Genomic DNA, 237 nt, shown 5'->3' on the forward strand with positions numbered 1-237 from the left:
CACCCGCGTCACCCAGGGCGCCTTCCCCGCCACCCGCGCCGACCTCGAATCCAAGGCCTTCCTCGACACCAAGTTCCCCTACTTCGGCGGCCAGCAGGCCAACCAGATCCTCGCCGAATCCGCCCGCAACGTCGCCCCCGACTGGACCTACCTCCCCTACCAGGTCTACGCCAACTCCATCTTCAACGACACCGTCGGCAAGGCCTACGTCACCCCCACCAAGCTCACCGACGGCCT

1 pseudogene is annotated in these 237 nt (G+C 67.1%); it reads left to right on the forward strand.

The window, feature by feature from the left end:
- A pseudogene (locus OO54_RS41180) lies at positions 1 to 237 on the forward strand (sugar ABC transporter substrate-binding protein); the annotation flags it as partial.

Origin of the sequence: Streptomyces wedmorensis (genome assembly GCF_000716445.1) — a bacterium.
Classification (GTDB): domain Bacteria; phylum Actinomycetota; class Actinomycetes; order Streptomycetales; family Streptomycetaceae; genus Streptomyces; species Streptomyces wedmorensis.